19 protein-coding genes are annotated in these 23543 nt (G+C 45.6%); 8 read left to right on the top strand and 11 right to left on the bottom strand.

Going from position 1 to position 23543, the window contains the following annotated elements:
* Nucleotides 1–33: 33 nt before the first annotated feature.
* The 3 genes from FOC32_RS05315 to FOC32_RS05305 all read right to left on the bottom strand — a co-directional run bounded on the left by FOC32_RS05315 (nucleotide 34) and on the right by FOC32_RS05305 (nucleotide 3032).
* Nucleotides 34–750: an ion channel gene (locus tag FOC32_RS05315; RefSeq protein ID WP_004781539.1), complete on the bottom strand. Its 717-nt coding sequence runs from the start codon at nucleotides 748–750 to the stop codon at nucleotides 34–36.
* Nucleotides 751–982: 232 nt separating this feature from the next.
* Nucleotides 983–2698 carry a cation acetate symporter gene (locus tag FOC32_RS05310; protein ID WP_175966580.1) on the bottom strand — a complete coding sequence of 572 codons (1716 nt, stop codon included), beginning with the start codon at nucleotides 2696–2698 and terminating at the stop codon, nucleotides 983–985.
* 1 nt (nucleotide 2699) lies between these two features.
* Nucleotides 2700–3032, bottom strand: a complete 333-nt coding sequence (locus FOC32_RS05305) for a DUF485 domain-containing protein (protein WP_175966578.1) — start codon at nucleotides 3030–3032, stop codon at nucleotides 2700–2702.
* Nucleotides 3033–3214: 182 nt separating this feature from the next.
* Between FOC32_RS05305 and FOC32_RS05300 the strand changes: the two genes are divergently transcribed.
* Entirely contained in the window at nucleotides 3215–6706 is a 3492-nt protein-coding gene (locus FOC32_RS05300; RefSeq protein ID WP_175966576.1) for a PAS domain-containing hybrid sensor histidine kinase/response regulator, read from the top strand.
* A 417-nt stretch (nucleotides 6707–7123) separates the two neighbouring features.
* Complete coding sequence (locus FOC32_RS05295; RefSeq protein WP_005232645.1) at nucleotides 7124–7891, top strand: hypothetical protein; 768 nt, start codon at nucleotides 7124–7126, stop codon at nucleotides 7889–7891.
* A 66-nt stretch (nucleotides 7892–7957) separates the two neighbouring features.
* Here FOC32_RS05295 and FOC32_RS05290 read toward each other — a convergent pair whose 3' ends face one another.
* Nucleotides 7958–8608: a response regulator gene (locus FOC32_RS05290; RefSeq protein ID WP_004781530.1), complete on the bottom strand. Its 651-nt coding sequence runs from the start codon at nucleotides 8606–8608 to the stop codon at nucleotides 7958–7960.
* A 373-nt stretch (nucleotides 8609–8981) separates the two neighbouring features.
* Here FOC32_RS05290 and msuE point away from each other — a divergent pair, with 373 nt between their 5' ends.
* The 4 genes from msuE (at nucleotide 8982) to FOC32_RS05270 (ending at nucleotide 13165) form a co-directional block, all read left to right on the top strand.
* Entirely contained in the window at nucleotides 8982–9716 is a 735-nt protein-coding gene (msuE, locus tag FOC32_RS05285; RefSeq protein WP_005232646.1) for an FMN reductase, read from the top strand.
* A 28-nt stretch (nucleotides 9717–9744) separates the two neighbouring features.
* Nucleotides 9745–10860, top strand: coding sequence for a dimethylsulfone monooxygenase SfnG (gene sfnG / locus FOC32_RS05280; protein ID WP_005232649.1), 1116 nt, complete (start codon nucleotides 9745–9747; stop codon nucleotides 10858–10860).
* 152 nt (nucleotides 10861–11012) lie between these two features.
* On the top strand, nucleotides 11013–11627 hold the full coding sequence (locus FOC32_RS05275; RefSeq protein ID WP_005232650.1) for a riboflavin synthase: 615 nt from the start codon (nucleotides 11013–11015) through the stop codon (nucleotides 11625–11627).
* A 128-nt stretch (nucleotides 11628–11755) separates the two neighbouring features.
* Complete coding sequence (locus FOC32_RS05270; protein ID WP_005232652.1) at nucleotides 11756–13165, top strand: cryptochrome/photolyase family protein; 1410 nt, start codon at nucleotides 11756–11758, stop codon at nucleotides 13163–13165.
* 62 nt (nucleotides 13166–13227) lie between these two features.
* On the opposite strand, the gene FOC32_RS05265 is transcribed toward FOC32_RS05270, so the two are convergent.
* Nucleotides 13228–14409 (bottom strand): acyl-CoA dehydrogenase family protein, encoded by a 1182-nt coding sequence (locus FOC32_RS05265; RefSeq protein ID WP_005232654.1) that lies wholly within the window; start codon nucleotides 14407–14409, stop codon nucleotides 13228–13230.
* A gap of 130 nt (nucleotides 14410–14539) precedes the next feature.
* Nucleotides 14540–16486 carry an acetate--CoA ligase gene (acs, locus tag FOC32_RS05260; RefSeq protein ID WP_005232656.1) on the bottom strand — a complete coding sequence of 649 codons (1947 nt, stop codon included), beginning with the start codon at nucleotides 16484–16486 and terminating at the stop codon, nucleotides 14540–14542.
* A 261-nt stretch (nucleotides 16487–16747) separates the two neighbouring features.
* Between acs and FOC32_RS05255 the strand changes: the two genes are divergently transcribed.
* Together FOC32_RS05255 and FOC32_RS05250 are read left to right on the top strand one after the other, a co-directional pair.
* A complete protein-coding gene (locus FOC32_RS05255) occupies nucleotides 16748–17323 on the top strand; it encodes a DUF805 domain-containing protein (protein WP_005232658.1) in 576 nt (191 codons plus the stop codon).
* 107 nt (nucleotides 17324–17430) lie between these two features.
* Nucleotides 17431–18411, top strand: coding sequence for a mechanosensitive ion channel family protein (locus tag FOC32_RS05250; RefSeq protein WP_004781520.1), 981 nt, complete (start codon nucleotides 17431–17433; stop codon nucleotides 18409–18411).
* On the opposite strand, the gene FOC32_RS05245 is transcribed toward FOC32_RS05250, so the two are convergent.
* From FOC32_RS05245 to prfB, 5 genes are all read right to left on the bottom strand, one after another.
* Nucleotides 18385–19098, bottom strand: coding sequence for a 16S rRNA (uracil(1498)-N(3))-methyltransferase (locus tag FOC32_RS05245; protein ID WP_005232660.1), 714 nt, complete (start codon nucleotides 19096–19098; stop codon nucleotides 18385–18387). The genes FOC32_RS05250 and FOC32_RS05245 overlap by 27 nt on opposite strands.
* 277 nt (nucleotides 19099–19375) lie before the next feature.
* Nucleotides 19376–20656 (bottom strand): 3-deoxy-D-manno-octulosonic acid transferase, encoded by a 1281-nt coding sequence (locus tag FOC32_RS05240; protein ID WP_034580439.1) that lies wholly within the window; start codon nucleotides 20654–20656, stop codon nucleotides 19376–19378.
* Between the two features lie 81 nt (nucleotides 20657–20737).
* Nucleotides 20738–21823: an alkene reductase gene (locus tag FOC32_RS05235; RefSeq protein ID WP_175966574.1), complete on the bottom strand. Its 1086-nt coding sequence runs from the start codon at nucleotides 21821–21823 to the stop codon at nucleotides 20738–20740.
* 15 nt (nucleotides 21824–21838) lie between these two features.
* Complete coding sequence (locus tag FOC32_RS05230; RefSeq protein ID WP_034170237.1) at nucleotides 21839–22138, bottom strand: ArsR/SmtB family transcription factor; 300 nt, start codon at nucleotides 22136–22138, stop codon at nucleotides 21839–21841.
* 146 nt (nucleotides 22139–22284) lie between these two features.
* Nucleotides 22285–23380 (bottom strand): peptide chain release factor 2 gene (gene prfB, locus FOC32_RS05225; protein WP_122959107.1). Its coding sequence is split into 2 segments (ribosomal slippage): nucleotides 22285–23307 and nucleotides 23309–23380, totalling 1095 coding nucleotides; the frame shifts between segments, so codons are not numbered across the junction.
* Between the last annotated feature and the right edge of the window lie 163 nt (nucleotides 23381–23543).

Genomic DNA, 23543 nt, shown 5'->3' with positions numbered 1-23543 from the left:
TTACTGTAACCAAGCTATACAGCTCTGTACGTTCTATTCCTCAGGCTTTCTATGCTTATGTTGTATATGAGTCTGTTTAGGAAGATGGGAAATATACTGTAAGGCAATCAGACGCGAGACTATTAAGGCCAGATACATCACCCCGACAAACATCTGGATAATGGCCAACATCCGTGCGACCGGGCTGACCGGCATCACATCAGATAATCCTGTAGCAGACTGTACACTAAAGCTCAGAAAGAGCAGATCCAGCCACGGCTGATAAGCCTGCAACTCAGGATCTGAAAAGCTGTAAGGCACCCATAACTGGCAAATGCTATAGAGAAAAGCGAATCCCCAAGCCAGTAGTGTAAAGACTGCTCCTGCTGCAAACAGCTCATCCTTGGTCAGATAACGGTCATGAAACATATAACGTAACAAGCCATATGCTGCACTGAAATAGGCGCTGGCTTCAAACAGATGAGCAACGATCATGATCCAGGTATAGCGTAGCCCCAGCACAATCAATGACGAAAAGAAGATGGCGCCTGCGACAAAGATGAGTCCCAGAATGGTAAACATCGGAGTCTGACGAATCACCTTGGCAATTACCAGCAAGACCACCACCCCTAGCATCCATGTACCCGCGCGATAAGACACACTGTCATAACTCAGCATCGACAGGGTCAGAATCAGTAATTGTAGGCATAGCAGCCACGCAGAAGGCAGATACTTAAAATGGGTCCAGAATCGTAGCAGAGAGTGCTTCATGAGATTTGTCTTGATGTCCTATCGCACATCATTATTGTTATCGCTGGCTTAACATAGCATGATCTAGCCAATGGTTAGAAACAGGATTGTATAAAAATTATTGAAATCTTAGTCAAAAATGGTCGTATTTAATTTTAGATAAACTATCCCAACGTCTTCTTCAGGGGGTACTCAAGTATTTTATCGCTATAAAAAAAGCCCCCATCAGGAGGCTTTTTTAGGACATCAGATCTTAGTGATCAGATGCACCTGAGATTCCAATACCTGTTTGTGAACGAACAAACTGTGCATCGAAAGCTTTGCGTTCTGCCTGTGCTTTCACTGAGCGGTCTGTGATGGAGAAGAACCAGCAGCAGAAGAAAGACAATGGCATTGCAAATAATGCAGGACCATTAAATGGAACGACTGGTGTATCTGAAATCGCGAAAGTATCTACCCAAACGGCTTTAGACAATACGATCAGTACTACCGCAGTCACCAGACCAACCACGCCACCAATGACAGCACCACGTGTAGTCAGGCCTTTCCAGAACATAGACAGTACCAGTACCGGGAAGTTGGCACATGCGGCTACCGAGAATGCCAGACCCACCATGAAGGCAACGTTTTGCTTCTCGAACAGGATTCCCAGGATCATCGCAAAGATAGCAAGACAAAGAGTCGCAATTTTAGACATGCGCAGTTCAGATTCAGGTGTAGTACGGCCTTTCTTGAATACGTTTGCATACAAGTCATGTGAAATTGCTGAAGCACCTGACAAGGTCAAACCTGCAACTACCGCAAGAATAGTTGCGAATGCTACTGCAGAAATGAAGCCCATGAACAGGTCACCACCAACAGCATCTGCCAGGTGAACCGCAGCCATGTTGTTACCACCCACCAGCTCTAGCTTGCCTGTAATTGCCATTTTCGCAATGTCCAGGAACTGCGGGTTATTCGCTACATATAGAATCGCGCCGAAACCGATAATGAAGGTTAACAGGTAGAAGTAACCGATAAAGCCTGTTGCAACCACCACTGATTTACGTGCTTCTTTGGCATCTTTTACTGTAAAGAAACGCATCAGGATATGTGGCAGACCTGCTGTACCAAACATCAGCGCCAGACCAAGAGAAATCGCATCGACCGGATTCGAAGCGAGATTACCCGGACCCATAATCTTGGTTGCATCTGCAAGGCTCAAGTCATGTACTTTAGAGTAAACCTGAATCGATTGTTCAAACATATTGGTAAAGCTGAAACCTACGCCCTTCATTACCATGAAAGCCATAAATGTCGCACCAGACAACAGCATTACTGCTTTAATGATCTGTACCCAAGTGGTCGCTAGCATGCCACCGAAGATTACGTAAGCCATCATCAACAGGCCAACAATCACCACAGCAATATTGTAGTTCAGACCGAAGAGTAACTTGATCAACTGACCTGCACCTACCATCTGTGCGATCAGGTAAAACGCAACCACAACCAGTGAACTTAATGCAGCTAGAGTACGCACCGGTTTTTCTTCCAGACGGAACGACACTACATCAGACAGGTTAAATTTACCCAGGTTACGCAAACGTTCTGCCACCAGGAATAAAACGATTGGCCAACCCACCATAAAGCCTAGTGAGTACAGCAATCCGTCAAAACCGGACAGGAATACCATCGCGGAAATACCGAGGAAAGATGCTGCAGACATGAAGTCACCAGCAATGGCCAGACCGTTCTGGAAACCAGAAATGCCGCCGCCGGCAGTATAGAAATCATTGGTATTTGTGGTTTGTTTGGCAGCCCATTTGGTAATAAATAAGGTTGCTCCAACGAAAATCACAAACATGATAATCGCGTGCCAGTTGGTCGCTTGCTGCTCCGCAGCACCCAGATCTGGTCCAGCAAATGCCATTACCGAGCTGAGCAAGGTCAGCGCTGCAGCAGCAAGCGCTTGATATGAAATCCCTTTCATCTTAGTGTTGCTCCTTTTCTTTTGTAATCGCTTCCACTTCCTGAATCGCTTCTTTGTTCAGCTGATCAAGTTTGTTATTGGCAATGTAGGAATATACCCAGCACAATATAAAAGACAAAATAATGATACCGATACCTAGAGGTACACCCCAGGTCGTTACACCGCCAGAAATTGAAGACAATAGAAATTCTTTGTTGTAGCCAACAAGCAACATGAAACCGACATAGACAAATAGCATGATGCCGGTTAAGGTCCAGCTCAGCGTACTTTTTCTACGTACCATTTCTTTGAATTTGGGATTCTGTAGAATTCTTTCTACTTGTGCCTCATCCATAGTTACACTCCTGTAGCCCCACCATGGGCTTACTATTTTTTAATTCGAATTATCACTGTTGCAAAATAACAACATTTAGAATGACTTGTAATTTAGACTTTGGTCGTTAAAAAATGATCAATTTAAACTGCTGAGTGCATGATGCGGTATCATAGCGTCATGCACAGTACACATCAGGCTATATGAACAGTTGGCTCATCATAGGGGTGCTCGCCCTCTATATCACTTTACTCTTTACTTGCGCTTTCTATGGGGAAAAACATGCCAGCCGGCTCAGTACCCGTGGCCGTATGCTATTGTTTAGTTTAACTTTAGGCGTCTATTGTTCTTCCTGGACATTTTATGGCGCGACCGGTGCTGCGGTTCGTGAAGGAATTATTTTCCTGCCGATCTATCTTGGTCCCCTGCTCTTTGTCGCGATTGGTTACGATATCTGGCGCCGTCTGGGACGGGTACGCCAGCATCATGCGATTTCCTCTATCGCCGACTTCGTCGCTGCACGTTATGGTAAGAGTGGGCCTCTGGCTTCGCTGGTCACCATTCTGGCGGTGATTGCCATCATTCCCTATCTGGCTTTGCAGTTACGTGCAATTGCCTTGAGTGCGGCGGTCATTCTGGAACCTTCAGCCGGGATTGCCAGTACCACCAATAGCGTACTGTTCCTGACTGGCGTCCTGGCGATTCTGGCGATGATTTTCGGTACCCGGCAGATTGCCAATACCGAACAGCATGGCGGCCTGATGCTGGCCGTGGCCTTTGAGTCTTTCGTCAAGTTATTTGCCTTGCTGGCCGTAGCCTGTTTCTTTATTTTTGAAGCACCAGAAAATCTGCCTCAGATCAGTAGCGATATTCAGTCTACCTTCCATGATGTACAGCTGTTTGGCGTACCGGAAAGTTTCTGGGTACAAACCCTGTTGGCTGCACTGGCGATTATCTGTTTACCGCGTCAGTTTCATGTGGCTGTGGTTGAATTACGGGATGAAAAACATATCCGTGGTGCACGTCGCTGGTTTGCCATTTATCTGATTCTGACCACACTGGCAATTATCCCGATTGCCAGCTGGGCACTGCATGCGGCTCCCCAATATTTAGCGATTCCAGATGTCGCGGTACTGTCTTTACCGCTTAGCTATAATCAGGACTGGCTGACCTTATTGGCCTTCTTAGGCGGTTTCTCGGCTTCGACTGGTATGTTACTGGTGTCTTCAGTAGCCCTGTCGATCATGCTAAGTAATGACCTGATCATGCCAGCGCTCTGGCGGTTAAACCTGATCTCACGGCATGACAAGCGTTTACCACTGGTACTGAAATTTACCCGCCGGATCTGTATCCTAGCCGTGATGTTGATGGGCTTTCTGTTCTTCAATTTCTTTAATGATATTGACCAGCTTTCTGTTTTTGGCCTGCTGGCCTTTAGTGCCGTGGCACAATTCGCCCCTGCCCTGATTGGTGGCTTGTACTGGCGTGGTGGAAGTAAGCAAGGTGTGTATGCGGGTCTGTTGACCGGTTTTGCACTGTGGTCTTATACCCTGTTATTACCAACGATTTTGCGTAGCCTGCCGGAAGGCTATCAGCAATTTAGCCAGAGTTTTCTGGAACAGGGTCCTTTGGGCTGGAACTGGTTACGTCCTGAAGCCCTGATCGGTTTCGAATCTTTTGATCCTTTAACGCATGGTGTGGTCTGGGCACTAGGTCTGAACACATTCCTATATATCTGGGTTTCCCGGATGTTCCGTCCAAGTGTGGCTGAACAGATTCAGGCGGAAAGTTTCTTCTACTATGAAACCAAGCCGCTTCCTTCTCAAAGTCCATCTACTGATGTCAGCTACTCGCATCAGGATGTGGCCCGTTTAAAAGTTGGTGACCTGATTACGCTGGCCAAGCGCATTACCGGTGAAGGTCCAACCATGCAGGCCTTCCAGCAGTTCTGTGCTCAAAATAGTGTGGAACTGAATGAAAATAGCAGTGCCAATGGCATGTGGTGGCGTTTTACCGAGCAGTATCTGGCGGGTACCATTGGTGCAGCCTCGGCACGTACCCTGCTGACTACAGCGATGGTGAATAATGGCCTGGCCCTTGGTCAGGTGGCGAATATTCTGGATCAGGCCTCACAATGGCAGCGGTTTAACCAGAACCTGATCATGACCATGATCGACCATATGACCCAAGGGGTGAGTGTGGTTGATGAAAACATGTGTCTGGTCGCCTGGAACAACCAGTACCTGAAACTGTTCGATTATCCGAAAGATATTGTTTATGTTGGCTGTCCGATTGCTGACCTGATCCGTTATAACGCTGAACGTGGCGAATGTGGTCCAGGTTCGGTTGAAGAACATGTACGTAAACGAATTCACTGGATGCAGGTCGGTAGCGCGCATGAATTTGAACGGATCCGTAAAGATGGCCGCGTGATTCAGATGCGGGGTAATCCGATTGAAGGTGGTGGTTTCGTGACGACCTTTGCCGACATTACTGCCTTCCGCGAAAATGAAGCGGTACTAGAAGCCCGGGTTCAGGATCGTACCCAGCAGCTCGCCGATGCCCTGTCTGAACAGCAACTGGCGCGTGAACAGGCCGATAAAGCCAATATGTCCAAGAGCCGCTTTATTGCTGCCGCCAGTCATGACCTGTTACAGCCAATGCATGCTGCACGTCTGTTCAGTACGGCGCTGGAGCAAAGCGTACAAAGCAAAGAAGATCGCAAGACCCTGCAGCAACTAGATCGTGCTTTGCATGGTGCAGAAAGCATGCTCTCAGCCCTGCTGGATATTGCCCGACTGGAGGGCGGTACGATTCAGCCGAAACGCCAGGCTTATCCACTGCATGATTTATTAAGTGATCTGGAACTGCAATTCAAATCCATTGCGGCACAGCGTGGCATCAAACTGCGAGTGCATGATGCCCAGTTCTGGATTGACACCGATCCACAATGGATTCGCCGGATTATCCAGAACTTTGTCAGCAATGCCCTACGTTATACCGCCAAAGGTAAGGTCGTGGTCGGTGTACTGCGTTCTAGCAACCGGCCAAATCATATCCGGATCGGGGTTTGGGATACCGGTCCCGGTATTGCTGAAGAACAGCGCATCAAGCTGTTCCAGGAATTCGAGCGTTGTGGCCATACTTCGCCTTGGGGTGAACAGGGTCTGGGGCTTGGCCTCGCTATCGTGCAACGTATGACCGGACTACTGGATTATCCAGTTCATGTTTCTTCCGAACTGGGCAAAGGTTCCTGCTTCATGATTGAAGTACCGTTGACCGCAGCACCGAAAGTCGTTGCCGCCCCTGTTCAGGCTGTGCCATTGAAGTCCAAGGCCTTTAAGATTCTATGTCTGGACAATGATGAAACCATTCTGGAAGGCATGTCGACCTTATTGACCAAATGGGGCTATCAGGTCTTTAAAGCCACCGAACCAGAACAGGCCGCCGAAATGATCCAGCAGGAAAATATTCAGGTCTGGCTGGTCGATCAGCATTTAAACCAGGACAAGATCGGTCTGGACTTTATTCTGGAACATCGTAGTAGTGATATTCCGGTGGCATTGATTACCGCAGATTCTGATCCGGAACTGCCACAGCGCCTGAAGGATTTAAATATTGTCCTGCTGAAAAAACCGTTAAAGCCTGCTTCACTCCGTTCCTGGTTATCCGGTCTGAAAATCTCCGGTAACTAGAACTTTTTATTTCCATCTCAATGCCTATTTTAATGATTTAAAAATGGGCATTTTTTATACTGAATAAATACCTTTCTTTACCTGGCTGGCAAAAAAATCAGGCCAATGTGCTAAAAGCACCAAATTTCACATAATTCCTGCTGATAAATTGCTCAAAATTATCATTTCAGCATTCTCTATGGCAAAAGCCACCAAATCTATTAATATACATGTGTACAACTAGTTACAATTATTTAAGTTACTGTTTAAATTAATTTTTAATCCTATTTTATGGCAGATAGAACTTTGGTCGTATTTTTAATACAACAGGCTTAGCTCTAAAAATAGACAATATAAGAAACGATCAGTTTCCATCTGACAATGCCTAAATCCTTTTGGCAGCTGGTCTATTTGCACTGCTAGATAGGAGTTATAAAAATGAAACTCGATGAATCAATTGCTCAGCTTCCCGCACAGACTCAGCAATTCCATCGCCAATATGGTGCTAATGCCTTATTACCCAGCATCGACTGGGCACAAATGTTTAAATACAGCAAACTCGACGATACCCAGATTCAGGCACTTGAAACCCTGTATCAGCATGCAGTTCCTTTAGCCCTGCAAGTTTTTGATGAACTGCATTTTGATGTCTTTGAACCTTATGCCTATAAACCGCAAGGTTTAGGTTTATTTGAACGTCTGGCTGAACAGGAAAACAAGTTGATTGAATCTCTGGAAGCGGAAGCCGAAGATTTACCAGCAAAAACCCGTCATCAGATCTGGAGTATGCTGCTGCGTGGTGGCGCTGTTCTGGTCTTTAAAGCGTGGCTCGGTAAAGTAAAGAATGAAGAAGATTGTCTGGACACGACCCAATTTGATGAACTCTCTGATCTGCTCTTTATCAAAACTTGCCCGCATGAACTGGCAGAGCACCTACAGGTCGATCCGAATAGCACAGACGAGCATGTGTTCCTGATGTATGAGGATGAAGTTTATCTGGACCGTTTCAATAGTCTGGAAACCGCTGCCCTGTTTGTTGATCTTGGTGTTTATGATGCGACTTTCCTGAGTCTGCGTGATGACCGCGTGGCAGAATATCTGATCTCCAAAGGCTATGTCACTCAAGAACAAATTGATGAATTGCAATCCGCACTGAATCCCATGTTCTGTACTGATGTTACCCAAAAACAGGATTATATTGCTTAATCCGCAATATTCTCTCAATAAAAAAGACCTCTTCTGAGGTCTTTTTTATTATGTAAGCTGCATCACTTACATTTTCTTTTCTTCAATATTCAAGGCATTAATAGCAAGCACAGCTTGGGTACGGTTTTGTACACCCAGCTTACGGAAGATTGCTGTCACGTGCGCTTTAATGGTGGCTTCTGAAACATCCAGTTCATAAGCAATCTGTTTGTTCAGCAAGCCTTCGGCTACCATCATCAAGACACGGAACTGTTGTGGTGTTAAAGACTGAATCCGTTCTGCCAATGCAGTTTCATCTGCAGCACGCGGATCGAAGTTCATGTTGGCTGGCAGATTGGGTGGTAACCAGATTTCTCCTTCGAGGACTTCGCGAATTGCTTCACCAATATGGCTTGGATGTGCCGATTTTGGAATATAGCCCATCGCACCATGTGCAATCGCACGCTGGATAATGCTAGCTTCTTCGTGAGCAGAAACGACAATAATTGGAATCGAAGGATATTGTGCGCGAACGTGGACCAGAGCAGAAAAGCCCGATGCACCTGGCAGGTTTAAATCCAGAAGGACAAGATCAGGCTCAGGACCATTTTCTAGACGTTCATAAAATTCATTGACTGCTGCAGTTTCATGAATCTGCGCTTGTGGCAGACTATAACGAACAGCTTGGATCAGAGCATGACGAAACAGTGGATGATCATCAACGATTAAAATATTCATAGGACGTGAGAGAGATCTTGTGCACAGTAGCTCCTATTCTAACCACACAAGCCAGTTTATGGATATGCAAGATCGCCAATTTTTTAAATAATGTGGAGTTTTTCTTTAATTTTTTTAAATTTTGGCTTATTTCAATAATCCTTTAATTCTCATCACTTTTTTATATATGATTTATTCCTATTCTGCATAGCTTATCTTTATTCAATATAAATATAGTTATCAGCCATTTATCCAGCTCTATCCGTTTCAGAAGCACATTTTCCGCTTATATAGAAAAATCAGATAACTTTTCAGCATTTCGTTATTTTACACCTACTGCGGCAATCGGGATTAATAGGGTCATTCCGAGCTTAACCATTTTTAGGTACTTCACATGTCCCATTTTTCCGAGCAAAAACCTTTAAACATCGTGGCTGTTTCTGGCGGCCTGAATCACCCATCTAAAACCGAAGCATTGGTTCAAGCCATTCTGGATGAACTGGGTGAAGCGACGCCAATCAATGTACATTTCATTAAATTTAGCGAAATCGGCCAGCTTTTAGGTGGTGCAATTTACCGTAACCAGTTACCGCAACGCGTGCAGGATGATCTGGCAGCCGTTGAAGCAGCAGATGCCCTGATTGTTGGTACGCCTGTTTACCGCGCTTCATTTACGGGCCTGTTCAAGCATTTCTTTGACTTCGTAGAACAAACGGCGCTGGTAGATGTACCGGTTCTTTTAGCAGCTTCTGGTGGTAGTGACCGTCATGCGCTCGTTCTTGAGCACCAATTACGCCCATTATTCAGCTTCTTCCAGGCACAAACCTTACCAATCGGGGTATATGCCACAGATCGTGACTTTACGCCTGAATACACCATTCACAGTGAATTACTTCGTGCCCGTATTACTCTGGCAGTGGCTCGTGCCCTACCAATCCTTGAATGGGCACCAGCAAAGGGGCAGCGTGCTGAGGTCATTAAAGAAAAATCTCAGCAAGCCAACCAGAACCTAGGCATCAACAAGCAAATCGAACAGGAAGAAGTTTTACCTTCAGCTGCAGTGCCAAGTCTGGATGCCGCAGAATCCCGTTTGCACAGCAAGAAAGCGCCAAAGACTCAAGTGGCTTAATAGCCGCTTCATTCAGAGGGTAAGAATAATGTCTCAAGATAAAAATATTGTATTTGCTTACTGGGTTCCAAATGTCAGCGGCGGTCTGGTGGTCAGCGACATCGAACAGCGTACTGACTGGAGATATGACTATAATGTCCGTCTGGCGCAAACTGCTGAGAAAGCAGGTTTTGATTATGCCCTGACCCAGATCCGTTTTACTGCGGGCTATAACGCTGAAAACCAGCATGAATCAGTCAGCTTCAGTCACGGCATCCTGGCAATAACTGAACGCTTAAAAGTGATTGCCGCGATCTTGCCGGGCCCATGGAAGCCTGCGCTGGCAGCGAAGCAGCTGGCCACCATTGACCATCTCACCAACGGCCGAATTGCGATTAATGTCGTAAGTGGCTGGTTCCGTGGCGAGTTTGATGCAATTGGTGAAGAATGGCCGGAACATGACGAACGTTATGCACGTTCAGAAGAATTTATTCGCAGCCTAAAAGGGGTCTGGACTCAAAATAATTTCAGTTTTGATGGTAAATACTACCAGTTCAAAGACTATACCTTGAGTCCAAGACCGCTACAGAAACCGCATATTGAAATCTTCCAGGGGGGAAATTCTCGGGCAGCACGTGATATGGCATCTCGCGTGTCTGACTGGTACTTCACCAATGGCAATACGCCGGAAGAGCTGAAAAAACAGATCGATGATATTCGTGAAAAAGCCAAAGCGAACAACCACTCTGTAAAGATTGGCGTGAATGCGTTTGTGATTGCACGTGATACCGAAGAGGAAGCGCAAGCAGTACTGCGAGAAATCGTGGCCAAAGCCAATGTTCAGGCGGTGAAATCTTTCGGTGAGGCAACGCGTGAAGCGGGTGCAGCCAGTAAGGAAGGTGAAGGTAACTGGGCCAAATCTACGTTTGAAGATCTGGTGCAATATAACGATGGCTTCCGTACCAACCTGATCGGGACGCCACAGCAGATTGCGGAACGTATCATCGAACTGAAAAAAGTCGGTGTTGATCTGGTTCTTTCAGGCTTCCTGCACTTTATTGAAGAAGTGGAATACTTCGGTAAAAAAGTCTTGCCACTCGTGCGTGAACTCGAAGCGCAGCAAGCTGAACAGCAACAAAAAGAACAAGAAGCTGAGCTCGTTTAAACTATAATAATGCTCAGCATAACGATTCATTCCCTCAAGGCTCGGCTTGAGGGATTTTTTTTATGCAACACAGTGTTCTCGGCATAAAGATAGCCGCCTGCTTTATTCTTGACTAGAATGAAGCCAAACTCGATGAGATAGAAATTTAAATTATGTATACCGGTATCGTACAAGGCTTGGAAAAAGTCGTGGATATTCGCCAGGACAATGGCTTCATTACTATTGTTGTGAGCAACGAAAATCAGTTTTTTCAGGATGTCTTTATTGGCGCCAGTGTTGCGATCGACGGCGTCTGCCTCACCGTAACGACCATTGATCAGAAGCTAAATCAGATTCACTTTGATATCTCCGATGTAACCCTTGCTCTCACTACCTTAAAATCTCTTCAAGTGGGTGATGAAGTGAATGTCGAACGCTCTGCCAAAGTCGGTGCAGAAAATGGCGGGCATAATCTGTATGGACACATCGAAGGTACAGCGATCATTAAAAATCTGGAATATCGCGGTGAAACCTACCATATCGACATTCAGATCCCGGATGGCAATATCAAATACTTTTTCTTAAAAGGGTTTATTGGTCTGAACGGCTGCAGCCTGACCGTCAATCGCGTCGATCGTGCCAATAGTGAAATCTCGATTGATCTGATTCCCGAAACTTTGCGTCTGACCACCTGGAAAAATGCCAAAGTAGGTGATGAAGTCAATTATGAAATTGACCAGACCACGCGTACCTTGGTAGATACCTTAGAAAATATTCACCAGCGTTAAAATGAAAGAGCCGCTTATACCATAGGCGGTTTTTTTAACTGATCATTCTGCCTACGTCTACGTTTCTATACAGAATTTTCAGGTGGAATGAATAAAATAATCTAATTCCAATTCAGAACGTTATTCCCATGCAGTTGATCTGGTTCCGCCAAGACCTCCGTATTCATGACCATGCCGCACTCTGGCATGCGACCCAGCAAGGTCCTTGCATTGCATTAGCAGTCCTCTCTCCCGAACAATGGCAACTGCATCAGGATGCCCGGATCAAAACTGATTTTTATCTGCGACGGCTCAAATATTTAAAACAGCAGCTACAGCAACTGAATATCCCACTTATCATATTGAATATTCCTTTGTGGGAAGATTTGGCGCCAGAAATATTGAATCTATGTCAAAACCTGAAGATTGAAAACCTGCATACCAATATAGAAGTCGGCGTCAATGAGCTGGAACGTGATGCTCACGTACAGCAATTGCTGCAACAGCAGCAAATCAGGGTCGAGGTCTATCATGACCGCACCCTGTTTCCCCTCGGCAGTATCCGGAACCAGTCCAATCAACCGTATCAGGTGTATAGTGCCTTTAAGAAAAAATGCTATGAGCGGCTAATTCTGGATGTACCCGCCTGCTATCCTGAGATTGAAACTCAAGATCCAATCCAATTACCTACTGATTTCATCAATGTTGATCTGGAAAAATTCTCGGCAGATTATGTAGTAGAGCATGCTGCCCAACTTTGGTCTGCGGAAGATCGAACTGCCTTGGACCTGCTCGATGATTTTATCGAAGACAAAATGGCTCATTACAAAACCGACCGTGATCTGCCTGCAGTTGATGGCACCAGCCGTCTCTCCCCTTATCTGAATATCGGTATCGTTTCAGTTCGTCAATGTGTGCAGGCACTTTTTCAGGATGGCTATTTCCAGATTGAGGATGTGGGTCAACAGACTTGGTTGGATGAACTCTTGTGGCGAGAATTCTATCTACAGACTCTGTTTGATTTTCCACGTGTCTCCAAACACCAACCATTTAAGCAAAATACCCATAAGATCCAGTGGCGCAATGCTCCCGAAGACCTAGTTGCCTGGCAGCAAGGCCAGACCGGAATTCCGATTGTGGATGCCGGCATGCGGCAAATGCTGGCGACAGGCTGGATGCATAACCGGGTCAGGATGATCACTGCGATGTTCCTGTGTAAGAACTTGCTGATCGACTGGCGACTGGGTGAAAGCTGGTTTATGCAGCATCTGATTGATGGCGATCTGGCTGCGAATAACGGTGGCTGGCAATGGTGTGCGTCAACTGGCATGGATGCCGTGCCCTACTTCCGGATTTTTAATCCGGTCAGCCAGTCCCTGAAGTTTGATCCCAATGGAGACTATATCCGCGAGTGGGTGCCTGAACTGGCGCATCTGGATGTCAAATCCATTCATGAACCTTATGCCAAAAATCCTGATCTGGAACTGGATTATCCAAAACCGATTGTCGATTTAAAAGCCTCTCGTGTACGAGCCATAGAAGCCTTTAAGCAGATTTAGAAGAAACTATCACTTCATCTAATATGAAAAGCCTCCAGTATCAGAGGCTTTTTATTTTCATATCAAGAATAAAAACTTGGATCAGGCACTTTCCCGGTCAGGATCCACTCCCCAACTTCCTGATATTTATAATCTACCGGATCATGTAAGGTCTGGGTGCGAACATTACGCCAGAAACGGTCCAGATTCAGTTTGGCCGTGGTCGCACGCGCGCCCATCACCTGAAAAATATTCTGGGTGATATAGAGAGATGTATTGGTGGCCGCGATTTTGGCTATGGCAATCGCAACTGAAACTTCACCACGCTGTTCAGCAGTGAGATCATTGCCCAGATCCCAAGCAGCTTGTAAGGTTTGAATCGCTTTATCAGCTAGCAAACGCACGCTTTCCAGCTGCACATAAAAATCGGCAAAATGCTTCTGGATAAAGGGGTCATTCACTGCATCTTCTACCAATGATTTTGACCAGGCTTTTTGGGTTTGTACGGTTTGTTTGGCCACTTCAAATGCACCTTCTGCTACACCGAGGAACAGATGCACAAAAATCAATTGGGCAATTAAAGGACGTAAGCTTGAATACGGCGTACTGAGTGGACCCGGATTTAAAAGCAATTCATCTTCATGAATTTTGACCTGCTCGAAATGACTGGTGCCGCTATCAGTCTGACGTTGACCCATATTATTCCAGTCACCGAGAAAACTTACGCCCTTACGTGCTGTTGGAATTACCCCAATGAGTAATTTTCCAGCGTCGTTATAGCCTGAGCACAGTAAAATATCGGAATCAATAGAGCCAGAACAGAAACTTTTATTTCCATCAAAAATATATTCTTTTTCAGCAACTTTTGTTGCGGTAGTACGACGGTCCAGTGGATTTAAGGTATTGCCCCAGAACAGGTTTTCCCGAGCAGTCTGCTCAAACCATGGACCATATTGTTCCGGTTGGGAAAATAATTGAACCGTTGCAATCAGCAAATGATGAAACCCATAAACATGTGCCAATGAACTATCGACTTGGGCAATGATTTGAATGGTTTTAAAAATCGTCTGCCAGTCTGCTTCCTGACCACCATACTGTTTTGGAATGGACAGGCCCAGCAAGCCACTCTGGCGAATCAGATCACGCTCGGCTTTAGGATTACCGCCCTGCTTGTCACGAACTGCGGCCGTTTGGGCAAAAGTTTCTGCCAGCTGCTGGGCAATTTGCAGGGGAGATTGATCTAAATATTGTTGTCGTACATTCATTCTTTTGACCTAAGTTCAGCATGGTTTTAGCTTAGCAGATTGCAGCTTGGCACTATATTCGAAAGCATGCAGAGCTTATTCCTGAGACAAAAATACCGGCAAATAATGCCGGTATTTGAACGTCCCAAACTTATGCTTGATTGCGCTGCACTTCAGCAATCAATTGATCTACCACCTGTGGCTCCGCCAATGTTGAAGTATCACCCAGACTATCCAGTTCATTGGCAGCAATCTTTCTTAAGATCCGGCGCATAATTTTTCCTGAACGCGTTTTAGGTAAAGCGGGTGCCCAGTACAAGGCATCTGGCGTTGCCACTGGCCCTAAAATTTTACGTACCCAAGCTACCAGTTCACCGCGCAGCTGTTCAGTACTTTCAGTCCCTGCCTGCAAGGTGACAAAGGCACAAATCCCCTGACCTTTGATGTCATGCGGCATACCCACCACAGCCGCTTCGGCAACAGCTTCATGGGCCACCAGTGCACTTTCAATTTCTGCCGTACCCAGACGATGGCCTGAGACATTGAGTACGTCATCGACACGACCAGTAATCCAGTAATAGCCATCTTCATCACGACGTGCGCCGTCACCCGTAAAGTACGTTCCCGGATAGGTCGAGAAATAAGCTTCAATAAAGCGACCCGGGTCACCCCAAATGGTGCGCATCTGACCTGGCCAGGAATCTTTAATTACCAGATTGCCTTCTGCCACCCCTTCAATTTCCTTGCCTTCTGCATCGACAATGGCTGGTTGTATACCAAAAAATGGTCGGGTTGCAGAACCCGGTTTCAGGTCAGTCGCGCCCGGTAAAGGCGTAATCATAAAACCACCGGTTTCGGTTTGCCACCAGGTATCAATCACTGGACAGCGGCTTTCACCAACTACCGAGTAATACCAGTTCCAAGCTTCCGGGTTAATCGGCTCACCGACCGAACCTAAAATTCTCAGGCTGCTACGATCACTTTCCCGCACATAGGCATCCCCCTCACGCATCATGGCACGAATGGCAGTTGGTGCGGTATAGAGAATGGTCACATTGTGCTTGTCGACGATATGTCCGGTACGTGCCCAGCTTGGATATTGTGGTACCCCCTCAAACATGACCGTGGTTGTACCATTAGAAAGCGGACCATACAGCACATAGGAATGCCCGGTAATCCAGCCGACATCGGCAGTACACCAGAACACATCATCCTGTTTGATGTCAAAAACTTCGCGGAAGGTGCAATTCACATAAGTCAGATAACCGCCTGTGGTATGCAGTACGCCCTTAGGTTTTCCGGTTGAACCCGAGGTATACAGGATAAACAGTGGATCTTCCGCATTCATCGGCTCAGGCGGACAGATCTCATTCACGGTCATAATTTCCATGTGATACCAGAGATCACGTCCCTGTTGCATTTCCACCGGATTGCCAGTGCGATGTACAACGATGACATGTTCAACCGATTCGGTGCCAGCAATTTTCAGCGCTTCATCCACATTGGCTTTCAATGGAATGGCTTTACCACCACGCATACCCGAATCTGCGGTAATCACCATTTTGGCCTGACTGTCCTCAATCCGGCTAGCCAGAGAATCAGGTGAGAAACCACCAAACACCACACAATGCACTGCACCAATCCGGGCACAGGCCAGCATGGCAATTGCGGCTTCCGAGACCATTGGCATATACAGCACCACCCGGTCGCCTTTTTTAATCCCGTTTTTTTTCAGAACATTGGCGAAACGGCAGGTTTCATCATAAAGCTCATGAAAAGAAATAATCTTGTGACGGGACGGATGGTCCCCTTCCCAGATAATCGCCGGTTTATAAGGATGTTCCTTAAGATGGCGATCCAGACAGTTGGCACTGACATTGAGCTGGCCATCTGCAAACCATTCAATTTTAAAATTATCTTTATCAAAACTGGTATTTTTAACCTGGGTAAAAGGTTTGATCCAGTCCAGGCGCTGTGCCTGTTCAGCCCAGAACTGATCCGGTTGTTCAATGGATTGCTGATAACGCTCAAAATACTCTGTATCAGTGGTACGTGCGGTTTTCTTAAATTCTGCTGGTACTGGATAGATTTCTTTCATTGTTCGCTTCCTTGATCTTGTTCTATCTCATCACGAGAGCTTGATGGCATTTTGTTGATTGTTTTTTATGCATAATGGCAGTATGTACTGCATATTTCAAATCCTACAATCATGCTTTCGTCGTAGATTATTTATTCAAATTCAATCAGAATAACTTCGGATAATGCTCAGCTATGGCCAAAGTCAGCTAGATATTGCTATCGTTAAATAAAATGAGTCGCCCACTCTCGCTGTATTTTATACAGGCTTAGGATCTTGCCCATGAATTCAACTGAACCTTCCTATTTCCCTCCTCCTTTTCCTGCAGCAGATCATCCCTTATCGATCAGGGGCCGATTTGGACGTTTGAGTTTTATTGCCTGGTCTGCATTTTTACAGTTTATTTTCTTATGCAGCAGTATTGCGCTAGGTTTAAGTATTGATATTGTGAACATTGCCAGCCTATCGGTAGATTCAAACTGGCAAATTTCCCTGCATGGCTTATCCAGCCTGTTTGCCTTGGCGATCATGCTGGTCTACCTGTATTTCGGTATTGTGATTACGGTACGGCGCTTACACGATCTAGAACGCAGTGGCTGGTGGATGCTGCTATTCTTCGTGCCTTTGATCAATCTGTTTGTCTGGATTTATATCCTGCTTTTTCCGGGAACAAGAGGCAGCAATCAGTATGGCCCGATACGTACAAGCCCCGTCTGGGAAAAAATTGTGGCCTGGCTGGTAATCATTTTTACCGTACTGAGCCTGTTGGCGACGACTGCGTTATTCTCTTATATGAGTGAAGGTGAGCCTTCAAGAATCCCAAGTGAAGTGAAACAAAAAACGACTGAGTTCTTTTAAGACAGTTGTGTCTGTTTTACATAAATATATTGTGTATAAATTTCGTTGTTATTAATTTTTTGCTGTAGTTGAGGCAAAATAAGCGAAATTTAAATTGTGGAGTTTTTGTGGCTGAGCAAGAAAATACTTTAAGCCAGGTAACTGAAGGGACGACTGAGCTCCTGCATCAAGCGACTGAAAAAACTGCCCAAACCGTGATCGAACATACCTCCAAGTACAATGATGCCTATAGCACCATTGATAAGATCATGGAAGGTTTCTGGGAGCGTGTGCCTTATTTCTGTATTGCGCTAATAGTCATTGTCATTTTCTGGTTACTGTCAAAACTATTTAAGTTTTTTGTCCGTAAGACTTTAGAAAACCGTACTTATACCCGACAGAATCTGGTGCTGGTGCTGAACCGTGTCGGTAGTACCGTGATTGTTTTCTTTGGCGTATTAATCGGGCTGGTGATTGCAATTCCAGGCTTCACCCCAGGTCAGCTGATGAGTGCGCTTGGGATTGGTTCGGTGGCGATCGGTTTCGCATTTAAGGATATTTTCCAGAACCTGCTCTCAGGCGTACTGATTTTGCTGGGGGAACCCTTCAAGATTGGCGATGACATTATCGTGAATGGTCTGGAGGGTACCGTAGAAGATATCCAGATTCGTGCAACCTTTTTACGCTCGCCAGATGGTCGTCGTATCGTAATTCCAAATGCTACGGTCTATACCAGTGCAGTCACGGTGAATACTGCTTATACCCGTCGCCGCTGTGAATTTTCGGTCGGTATTGGTTATGAAGATGATATCCAGAAAGCCAAGGATATTATTACTGCAATTCTGGATAAAGATCCGACCATCCTGAGTCAACCTGCATTTAGCGTCAATGTGATTGCACTGGCAGACTTCTCGATTACCCTCAAAGCATTATGGTGGGTCAATACCACTGAAACAGGCATAGGTACCTCAATCAGTGCAGTTCAGGAACGGGTAATTCAAGCCTTTGCTGAACATAACATTTCGATTCCATATCCGGTGCAGGAAGTGAAAATCTATCGTGGCGATGGCCATGAAGATGCTTCAGCTCGCGCTAAACAGTCGACCTAAAACATACGAAATTGCCGTTTCAGTACGGAGAATACGGTTGCCAAGGCTCACTGCCTGGCAGCCGTTTTTTATGAACAAATCGACCTCATAAGGAATAAAGCCACCTTCCGGGCCAATGACAATCGTGCAAGGATGCTGAAGTGCGTATGGCATCGGCTGTTCCGCATAAGGATGTGCAACAAAGGCTGGACGGTCAGCTGTAATAAGTCCCGGTAAGATATCTTCGACAAAAGGTTTAAAGCGTTTATACAGCTCAATTTTCGGAGCAAGCGTATCCCCTGCCTGTTCTAAACCAAGATCTACATAATGATTCAGCTGCTGCAAAAATGGTGTCTGCCAATAGCTTTTATCCACCCGATAGCTATGCAATAAAATGATTTTCTCTACGCCCATGGTCACAGCATCCATGATCAGACGACGCAAAACTTTAGGACGTGGTAAAGCTACAATTAGAGTAACAGGCAGCTTTGCAGGAACTGCTTCTTCTTGAATCGGTTTCAATAAAACTGCTTTTTCAGAAGTTTCGACAACTTCAGTTACATACCGTTTCCCTTCCCGAATTCCGACTTTTAATGTGTCACCGACCTGAACCTCAAGATGCTGTTGCAAATGTTCCAGCTGCCGCTTTGACGTAATTGACCATAGATCAGATTCGGTTTGGCGGGGATCAAGCAGGACGATATTCATAAAAAATTAACTCAACAAATCCATCACTGGATACGCGGAAACGTCATCCACAACTGTGCGAGGCAGGACTCTTTTTGCCTGATATAGGTTCTGCGATATCTGTGCAAAAAGATGGTATATGACGAGTTTTGTGGATGACAAATGGTTTTGTTACTTTTGCCGAAACAAAAGTAAAAGAAAGAAGAGTTCCTAGCATTAAATCTATAAAGATAAGGCTTAGTTTTAACCTTATACAGTCAATCCATGAAAATCAGCTTCTTCACAAATCAGAATATAATCAAAGATATTGATCAATCACCTGAATATGCTTTTCAAGTGAACCCTGATTTTGCTGCATCATCTTTTGAGCAGCAATATTCAAGCTTTCAGCTTTAGCTGAATTATTCAAAATCTCTAGTAAAGTCTCAGCCGCCTGCGTGGCATCCTGCACCACTTCTACCGCATGCGCCTGCGCAAACTCATCTACAATTGTCTGAAAGTTAAAATAGTTTTTACCCAGAATCGTTGGAACATTTAGCGCAATCGGCTCCAGAATATTATGCCCACCACCTGGTTCATTTAGAGAACCACCAACATAACAGGCTTGGCTCAAGGCATACCAGAGCCACATCTCGCCCATAGAATCCGCCAGATAAACCTGAGTATCAGCTTCAATGCGCTGTCCCAAGCTACGGCGCTGGGTCCTTAAACCTAAGGACTGTGCAGCTTGGAACACCTCATCGAAACGTTCCGGATGGCGTGGCACCACGATACAAACTAATGCTGGATTTGCATCTAACGCAGCTTTAAGCTCAGACATCAATTGCTGTTCTTCAGGTGCATGCGTACTGGCGAGAGTAATAATCTTCCGGCCTTGCAAAGACCATTCCTGTCTCAACCCTGCCGCATGATCAATAAATTGCCGGGGTGCCATGATATCAAACTTGATATTGCCCAAGACCTGAGTTTTTTCTGAAGCGATACCTAGGTCAATATAACGCTGCTGGGTTGCTGTATCCTGAGCCAAAAGAGCCGTTAAATTCTTAAGCATGCCACGGGTTAGGCCTTTGACTTTGCCATAGCCTTTGGCGGATTTTTCAGAAAGACGGGCATTCAGTAATAGGCAAGGCACATTAAAATTCGGTGCCTGATCAATCAGATTTGGCCAGAGCTCGGTCTCCATCAATAACAGCAATTTAGGCTGATATTTTTGATAAAAATCACGAATCAGGGTTTTCTGGTCAGCTGGTAAATATACAGCCTGGAATAAGTCTAAATAAGGTTCTTTCAAGAAGAGAGATTTGGCACGTGCCTGCCCGGTCTTGGTGGTATTGGTCACTAGAACTGGATGCCCAAGTTTTAAATAGTGTTCAATTAAAGGTTGAGCGGCATTGGTTTCCCCTACGGATACCACATGAAACCAAATCGCCTGCAGGTTTTTAGGGGACTGGAAAGGACCAAAACGTTCCAGCAGTTCTTGTTGTAATTGTTCCGGACTGGTCGCACGTTTACGTATACGGGATTGATAAAGCGGTTTCGCTAGCGCCAAGGCTGCGTTATACCAGAATGGAGTAGCCACATTGCGCCCCAAAACAGATTCAATCGGCAAAATATAACAGAGCCACATCGACATGTTAATCGATGTGGCTCTTATTTCGAATTATTCTATGGTGCTTAATACCTTAACTTCTGCCAAAGTTGGATAATCAATATAACCTTCAGCCACCTGACTACCGATCATATTTTCCATTTTCAGCTCATTCAGCGGTGCATTCTGAAGCAGACGCTCGTATAGATCAGGATTCGCAATGTAGGCTTTACCAAATGCGACTGCATCTGCCTTTTCAGCTGCCAGTAGCTCAATCGCATCTTCACGACTCAGCTGCATATTAGCAATATAAGGTACTCCACCTGAACGCTCCTTCATATATTCAGAAATACTGTCTTCAGCCAGATATTCACGAGTAAAGAAGAAGGCAATCTTGCGCTTGCCCAGCTGCTCCATGGCATAGCCAAATGTTTCACGTGGATCATTATCACCCATGTCATGATCATCGCCACGCGGCGCAAAATGCACCCCTACACGATCCGCACCCCATACTTCAATCAGTGCATCAGTTGCTTCTAGCAGGAACCGTGTACGGTTTTCCACTGAACCACCGTATTCATCTTCACGCTGATTGGTTTTACTTTGCAGGAACTGATCAATCAGATAACCATTGGCAGCATGTAATTCAACACCATCAAAACCGGCGTCTTTAGCACGAATCGCAGCTTGCTTGTATTGCTCGGTAATCGTGTGAATTTCAGAAACTTCCAAAGGACGCGGCGTAACGTATGGACGTTTTGGACGTAACAAGCTGACATGACCCGCCTGTTGTACTGCACTTGCACAGACTGGTGTTTCACCATTTAACAGATCCGGATGCGATACACGGCCAACATGCCAAAGCTGGGCAATGATTAAACCGCCCTTCTCATGAACCGCTTGAGTGACCTTTTTCCAGCCTTCGACCTGAGCATCGGTAAACAGTCCTGGAGTATTTAAATAGCCATTGGCTTCTTCAGAAATCACTGTAGCTTCAGAAATGATCAGGCCAGCACTTGCACGTTGCGCATAGTATTCAACCATCATTGGGGTTGGAACGCGATCAGCAGTTGCGCGGCTACGGGTCAGCGGCGCCATGATGACACGGTTTTTAAGCTCTAACGCACCGAGCGTTAAAGGAGAATTTAATTCAGCCATCGTTACTCCCACCTGTTAAAGGTGTTGTTGTAGGTGTTCGATAAATTGCTGAATCAAAGTTTCATTGCGGGAGAAATATGACCACTGTCCATGCTTGGTCGCAGTGATCAGGCCAGCCTGCTGTAATACCGACAGGTGATTGGACATGGTGGACTGGGAAACCTGGCCCAAACATTCAATTTGACCTGCACAGACCCCACGTTGAAAGCCACCACACTCTTCCGCAGACAGATATTGCTCCGGAGATTTTAACCACTCCAGAATTTGTCGACGGGTCGGATTGGCTAAGGCTTTAAAAATTAGATCAAGGTCCATAGGCACATCACAATCAGTGGCGCAACGAAACTTCATTCAGCATCTGCGACCATTATATCGTATTTTTTCGATTTATATATCGAATAATTTAGATATAAGAGTCACAGTCTGTTAAAGCTTTGTTACGCCAGCTTTTAAACGATTTCTTACAGGCCCTGTTTCAGGCTTGCTTCGATAAATTTGTCCAGATCACCGTCCAGAACTGCGCCAGTATTGGAGGTTTCTACCCCTGTACGCAAATCCTTGATACGTGAGTCATCAAGGACATAAGAACGGATCTGGCTACCCCAGCCGATATCAGACTTGGAATCTTCCAATGCCTGTGCAGCTTCATTACGTTTATTCATTTCCAGCTCATATAACTTGGCACGTAATTGCTTCCAGGCATGGTCACGGTTGGCATGTTGTGAACGCTGGTTCTGACATGCCACCACAATACCGGTTGGAATATGGGTTAAACGCACTGCAGAGTCAGTTTTGTTAATGTGCTGACCACCCGCGCCTGACGCACGGTAAGTATCGGTACGGACATCTGAAGGATTGATTTCAATTTCGATATTGTCATCCACTTCAGGTGAGACAAACACGGCAGAGAATGACGTATGACGACGGTTGCCCGAGTCAAAGGGTGATTTACGTACTAAACGGTGTACACCAGATTCGGTACGTAACCAGCCATAGGCATACTCACCTTCGACACGAATCGTCGCAGATTTAATCCCAGCGACATCCCCGTCAGATTCTTCCATTAATTCAGCTTTAAAACCATGACGTTCGATCCAGCGCATGTACATACGTAGCAGCATAGACGCCCAGTCCTGTGCTTCGGTACCACCTGAACCTGCCTGAATTTCTACATAGCAAGGGTTTGGATCCATCGGGTTGCTGAACATACGACGGAACTCAAGCTTCGCCAGTTCTTCTTCAGCCGCATTCAGCTCAGCCTGCACATCTTCAAGCATGGCCTCTTCATCTGCTTCAACCGCAAGGTCGAGCATTGCCTGGGCATCTTCGAGCTGGGTCGTTAATCCGTCCAGTACATTCAGTACATTTTCAAGCTCGCCTTTTTCTTTGGCCATGGCCTGAGCACGACTTTGGTCATTCCAGATCGCCGGGTCTTCTAATTCACGCAGGACTTCTTCTAAACGCTCTTTTTTCAGATCGTAGTCAAAGATACCCCCGTAGTGTTTGACCACGTTCGTTTAAGTCTTTTAATTGGTTTAGATACGGATTAATTTCCACGTGAATTTCTCTCAATCAAAATTAGGTATAAATTCTTAGGTCAATATTATATCACAGTCTATTTCGCCAATTTATAGCGATAAATCCATCTTTAAAGCTAAGTAAGAAAATATTAATCGCACATTTTTTAATTACAAAATTTGTCAGCTTGATAAAATAGCTA

This window comes from Acinetobacter sp. FDAARGOS_724, assembly GCF_013364475.1.
In the GTDB taxonomy this organism is placed as follows: Bacteria; Pseudomonadota; Gammaproteobacteria; order Pseudomonadales; family Moraxellaceae; genus Acinetobacter; species Acinetobacter variabilis.
The sequence above is the reverse complement of the archived record's forward strand: the minus strand, read 5'-3'. Positions and strand labels throughout refer to the sequence as shown.

Coding starts and splice junctions, on each gene's coding strand:
- FOC32_RS05290 (WP_004781530.1), bottom strand. CDS start 8,608: ATGAATATTTTAATCGTTGATGATCATCCACTGTTTCGTCATGCTCTG.
- FOC32_RS05315 (WP_004781539.1), bottom strand. CDS start 750: ATGAAGCACTCTCTGCTACGATTCTGGACCCATTTTAAGTATCTGCCT.
- msuE (WP_005232646.1), top strand. CDS start 8,982: ATGTCCCATTTTTCCGAGCAAAAACCTTTAAACATCGTGGCTGTTTCT.
- sfnG (WP_005232649.1), top strand. CDS start 9,745: ATGTCTCAAGATAAAAATATTGTATTTGCTTACTGGGTTCCAAATGTC.
- FOC32_RS05275 (WP_005232650.1), top strand. CDS start 11,013: ATGTATACCGGTATCGTACAAGGCTTGGAAAAAGTCGTGGATATTCGC.
- FOC32_RS05270 (WP_005232652.1), top strand. CDS start 11,756: ATGCAGTTGATCTGGTTCCGCCAAGACCTCCGTATTCATGACCATGCC.
- FOC32_RS05265 (WP_005232654.1), bottom strand. CDS start 14,409: ATGAATGTACGACAACAATATTTAGATCAATCTCCCCTGCAAATTGCC.
- FOC32_RS05245 (WP_005232660.1), bottom strand. CDS start 19,098: ATGAATATCGTCCTGCTTGATCCCCGCCAAACCGAATCTGATCTATGG.
- FOC32_RS05295 (WP_005232645.1), top strand. CDS start 7,124: ATGAAACTCGATGAATCAATTGCTCAGCTTCCCGCACAGACTCAGCAA.
- acs (WP_005232656.1), bottom strand. CDS start 16,486: ATGAAAGAAATCTATCCAGTACCAGCAGAATTTAAGAAAACCGCACGT.
- FOC32_RS05235 (WP_175966574.1), bottom strand. CDS start 21,823: ATGGCTGAATTAAATTCTCCTTTAACGCTCGGTGCGTTAGAGCTTAAA.
- FOC32_RS05255 (WP_005232658.1), top strand. CDS start 16,748: ATGAATTCAACTGAACCTTCCTATTTCCCTCCTCCTTTTCCTGCAGCA.
- FOC32_RS05305 (WP_175966578.1), bottom strand. CDS start 3,032: ATGGATGAGGCACAAGTAGAAAGAATTCTACAGAATCCCAAATTCAAA.
- FOC32_RS05300 (WP_175966576.1), top strand. CDS start 3,215: ATGAACAGTTGGCTCATCATAGGGGTGCTCGCCCTCTATATCACTTTA.
- FOC32_RS05310 (WP_175966580.1), bottom strand. CDS start 2,698: ATGAAAGGGATTTCATATCAAGCGCTTGCTGCTGCAGCGCTGACCTTG.
- FOC32_RS05230 (WP_034170237.1), bottom strand. CDS start 22,138: ATGGACCTTGATCTAATTTTTAAAGCCTTAGCCAATCCGACCCGTCGA.